This window comes from Vibrio rubrogenes, from assembly GCF_059641415.1.
Map to the genome: position 1 here is coordinate 1 of NZ_JCARSY010000073.1, position 4,213 is coordinate 4,213.

Annotated in this window: 5 protein-coding genes; 3 read left to right on the forward strand and 2 right to left on the reverse strand. The window is 36.8% G+C overall.

The genetic code is table 11. From position 1 onward, the window contains the following. Positions 1–549, forward strand: a 549-nt coding sequence (locus AC55NX_RS20385) for an alpha/beta fold hydrolase (protein WP_496997397.1), incomplete at its 5' end; no start/stop codon positions are given. 168 nt (positions 550–717) lie between these two features. Here AC55NX_RS20385 and AC55NX_RS20390 read toward each other — a convergent pair. Further along, on the reverse strand, positions 718–1,599 hold the full coding sequence (locus tag AC55NX_RS20390; protein WP_496997398.1) for a hypothetical protein: 882 nt from the start codon (positions 1,597–1,599) through the stop codon (positions 718–720). Positions 1,600–1,785: 186 nt separating this feature from the next. Continuing rightward, the gene (locus AC55NX_RS20395; protein ID WP_496997399.1) at positions 1,786–2,208 is read right to left on the reverse strand and encodes a hypothetical protein; all 423 of its coding nucleotides are present in this window, start codon (positions 2,206–2,208) and stop codon (positions 1,786–1,788) included. 734 nt (positions 2,209–2,942) lie between these two features. Here AC55NX_RS20395 and AC55NX_RS20400 point away from each other — a divergent pair. Together AC55NX_RS20400 and AC55NX_RS20405 are read left to right on the forward strand one after the other, a co-directional pair. Further along, a complete protein-coding gene (locus AC55NX_RS20400) occupies positions 2,943–3,680 on the forward strand; it encodes a hypothetical protein (protein ID WP_496997400.1) in 738 nt (245 codons plus the stop codon). Between the two features lie 103 nt (positions 3,681–3,783). Beyond that, the gene (locus tag AC55NX_RS20405) at positions 3,784–4,137 is read left to right on the forward strand and encodes a hypothetical protein (RefSeq protein WP_496997401.1); all 354 of its coding nucleotides are present in this window, start codon (positions 3,784–3,786) and stop codon (positions 4,135–4,137) included. The last annotated feature ends 76 nt before the right edge of the window (positions 4,138–4,213 follow it).

Here is a 4,213-nt window from a genome sequence, read left to right on the forward strand (position 1 = left end):
GAAAATCTATTTAGATATGCTTTATATCGGAATGAACAATCTGATGAGTATGTGATACTTCTATTAGGTTCTTTGCAAGATATTGAGTCTGTAGACTCATTCTCTCGTTCATTCTCTAAGCATCTTAACTGTCTTACTGTTGAGGTTCCCGGAACAGGCAGAACCGCCCCTTTAGATTCAACAATTAGTATACGAGATCAGTCATTTATGCTGTTGGATTTAGTTAATTATCTTAAGTTGAAAAGGGTTCACATCATTGCATTTTCATATGCAACTGCTATTGCTGTTGAGTTTTGTGATATTTTCCCTTACGTATCTAGTATGTCCATATGTTGTGGTGTTCCCGGTATTCCAGAGTCAGGCCGCGAAGCTACAAAAAAAGCAATTGTAGCTTGTGGACAGAATGTAAATGAGTTTGCAAGAGTCTTTACACAGACCTTAATGTCAGATCATCCTGATATCCCAAGAAATAAAGCGATAGCAAAAGCTATAAAAAGGAATATATCCAAATTTTCAGATGAAAGACGAAATATTTTTTTGAGAAATTGAGAGGACTATTTTTTGAAAAAAATTATCAAAAATATAATCACATATATACATTAATTAAATATAAGTAATAATTAGATAGTCAATATATTAATTTTTATAGTTGTTTTTTCTTACCAAGGAATGCATACGATTCTAGTTTTTTAGCACACATCAAGTCAACTTAAAATTCTACTCTTTTATTGACAATTGAGATATTAATTGAATTACTTCATGCTTTTGATGAATATTGAGCCGACGGAAGGCTTCTACAATCAGAATATCTCTATAATGCTGACATCGTCTCAGTTGGTGGAAAGCGGAAAACTGCTTCATCTTACTTGTAAAATCAGCATGAGAGTTTGTATTAAAACCAAGGCGAATTCTGGCACCAATTGATATGGAGAATGGGACTGTTTTACGCTCATTTTCCAAGACATCATACTGATACCTTGATAGCCCTAAGACTTTCGCCATGGTGTCAGGTGGTATATCATTTTCAAGCCGAAACCTCTTCATCATAATGGCGACAGAGCGATAATAATCAATCGCAAAAGCTTGTATATCTAATACACTGGGTGGAAACAATTGGTCATATTCTTTTTCACTGTAAAAATTAGATTTCACATCCTCTTTGAAGATTAAAAAACTCTGTTTTGAATCGTTATCAAGTAACATATAGACCACGTCAAGAATGGAGTTAAACTGTTTAGGCGATAATCTGCCAATAGATATCAATGCTTTAATAGCATTATCATCCATTCCACGGAATTGTTCTTTTACCTTTAAGCCATAGTAAAAGCTGGTTGCCGGAACCATTGTGATCCATGAATAGGCAGCAACAAAATGAATTGGCCTCATTGATAAATAACTTTGTTGCATATACTTTTTCAAAGTTTCTCCGCTAAGTCCTCTAAATCGTTTTTTCAATTCATTAAAAGTAATTCCTTGTATTCTTTTTACGTAAGACATTCCCATAGCAATATCAGAGTTTATATTTGTCAATATCTCATCTAAATGTTCGATTTCTTGATCAGATGCAATTACAATTTTTTTATTCTTTTGATTAACCATATACAAACTAGCCTAATAATGAATATCCCATTAATTACATAGGCACAAAGGTTATTAATTTTTTCAGATATGTCAATCTTGTTTGTGTGTCATTTTTGCTCACAATATCTATGAATAATTAATTTTACATCATATATTCAATATATGTTTTCACTAAAATCTATTATTAATTCATGCAAAGTACACTTATTCACAGAACTCCAAGTTAAAAGAAGGCGCGAAGCCGGACTCTATCCGCCACGCAAAAATACGGGTGATGAATTCACGTCCGGCAGTCATCACCCCTTTTAAAGCCCTGACCAATTCGTTATCACAATATTGGCTGGTTTTCACCGCTCCGGTGGTTTGGTCAACTGAAAGCTCATAGTAAGGCTTAAATACCTGTGCTTGGCGCTCACAGAACACACCGCCCATTTGCTGCGTGTAAGTCTTCCAGTCACCTTTGTCGGCAGCTTCGATGATTGCTTTGGCTCTTTCCGGTAAGTTCATGATGTCCTTTAATCTGCGCAGTTCACGCCAGACCGTGACCGAACAGCCGCCCGTAGTGCGTAGTCCCTCAACAGGCCGGTCATGCACCTTCCGGTCACTATTTCCTTCGGGTAACTCCAATTGTGCGCACTTTACCTTAACGGTGTGCGGTTTCCCGATTTCGGGGGGATGTTTTTCTCGAAAGTGCGCAGTTTTAATTGCGCACTTTGTTAACAAATCAATATAACAATTCATTAAAATCAATTGGTTATAAGTTTCTCATTTGGCTTCCACCAAGTTGTGATTCCCTGAAAATGCGCAGTTTGGCCGATATAAAGTGCGCAGTTTTTCAGATCATTCTGCGCACTTTATCAATGGTATGATAGCCGGGTTTCAGATATCACTATGGATATCGTCTTGCCCTGTTGAATGGATTTTAATGTGGTAAAAAGCTGAATTTCATCCATACAGGAACATAGCGTGGTGGGTTACTAAATCTGTTCCACCACTAATCCACCACCTGTCCCACCACGACCAAAGCCTTACTATATAAGGGATACATCCATAAATGGTGGGATAAAGGGGTAGATTGTTAGTAAATGCCAGAGTCGATAGATACACCATAGAATGGCTAATCAGCCACCAGCTGGAAGTGAAGTGTTTCTCTTGTCATGAGTTGACCTATTTTCACTAATGGCCGAATATGTACTTAGTTTGGTATGGTGTGCTAGGTAGATACTATTTGTAATTGTCACATTGGTTATACAGCATTGTTAGTGAAAACAATTTGATATCAGAAATTACTCTGTATTTTCTGCCGAGTTTATGCAGATAAATTCTAGCAAAAATATACTGTTATGTATCCAAGGAACAAAATGAGCAAGGTCAAAATCAAGTTGGTATCAATTGGGCATTTGCCTTTAGAGTTTCAACCCAAAAAAATTAAGAAATGGAAATCAAAAACCTTTGAGGTAGTTGAAGATATTGATAACTACTCGCTCAGGTGTGATTCAGACGGTTATGACTGGGAGTTTTCTGATTTAGCTGTTACGGGGCAGCTACCAAAAGAATTTAATGCCGACTTCATGATTGCTATCGTGAATGTACCAATTGAAGATAATTGGTATTCGAGAAGAGTGGGTAACAATCAAGTTGTATTTACGTTTCATCAAATTAAAGACATCTTAGAGCACTATAATATTCCGCTTGAAAATGTGATTTATCGTTTGCTATACGCCTACTCCTTACTGTACAGGCGAGCAGGCAATCGAATTCCTAATTTTGGCGAAGCTTCTGGATTCACTCATGATGAAACACGAGGTTGCTTGTTTGATATGAATGGCATAAAAACCGATTTAGTTGCCTCTTGTCATAGTCCTCAAATATGTGATGAGTGTCAGGAGCGTTTAAAACAAGAAAGGGTGTCAAAATCCGATATAGATAATACCCAAAATGATATCAAGCGTATAAAAAAAGAGCTGTATTATCGAATCATTGACCATGTTAAAAAACACCCTGTCATAGCATTAGTTATTTCTAGTGCTTTCGCGCTTGCTCTTGGTGCCACTGGATCTGTAATCGGCTCATTTGTTTACGAGTATTTAAAGGCTTAGGTGTGTCGGTACAAGACATAACAAGTGCATGTTGTCGGACTGGTTTTCCGCTGCGCTTCAAACTAGCCGCAAATGCGGGCGTTATAACTCAAAAGGAAAAAATATGTCTAAAGAATTAACAGTTGGTGATTTGCAGGAATGTATCCGTGGCTTGCCTGACGATATGCCAATGACATTTGGCTCATCTAAATACAGTAAGAGACCTCTCATTTTCTATCGATTTAAAGCTCGTGGCGATGATTTATTGCAAATTGAACTGAACGAAATCGACAACGAAACGTGGGAGGACGAAGATTCAGAATTACACTTACGCATCACTGTTGGTCATTTGCGTGAAGAACTCAATAGATTTTGGAAACCGACAGATCGTGTTATTTTTGGGTCTACTATGGACGCAATTCCACTTTTTTCACATAAACCACAGATAGTATTGTCTTTTGAATTAGATCAAGGCTAATTGGCAACGTTATAAAAAGCTATTTTAGAGTGATTTACAACGCTTGGTATTTTTATTTATAGTTAAATTGGTTTTA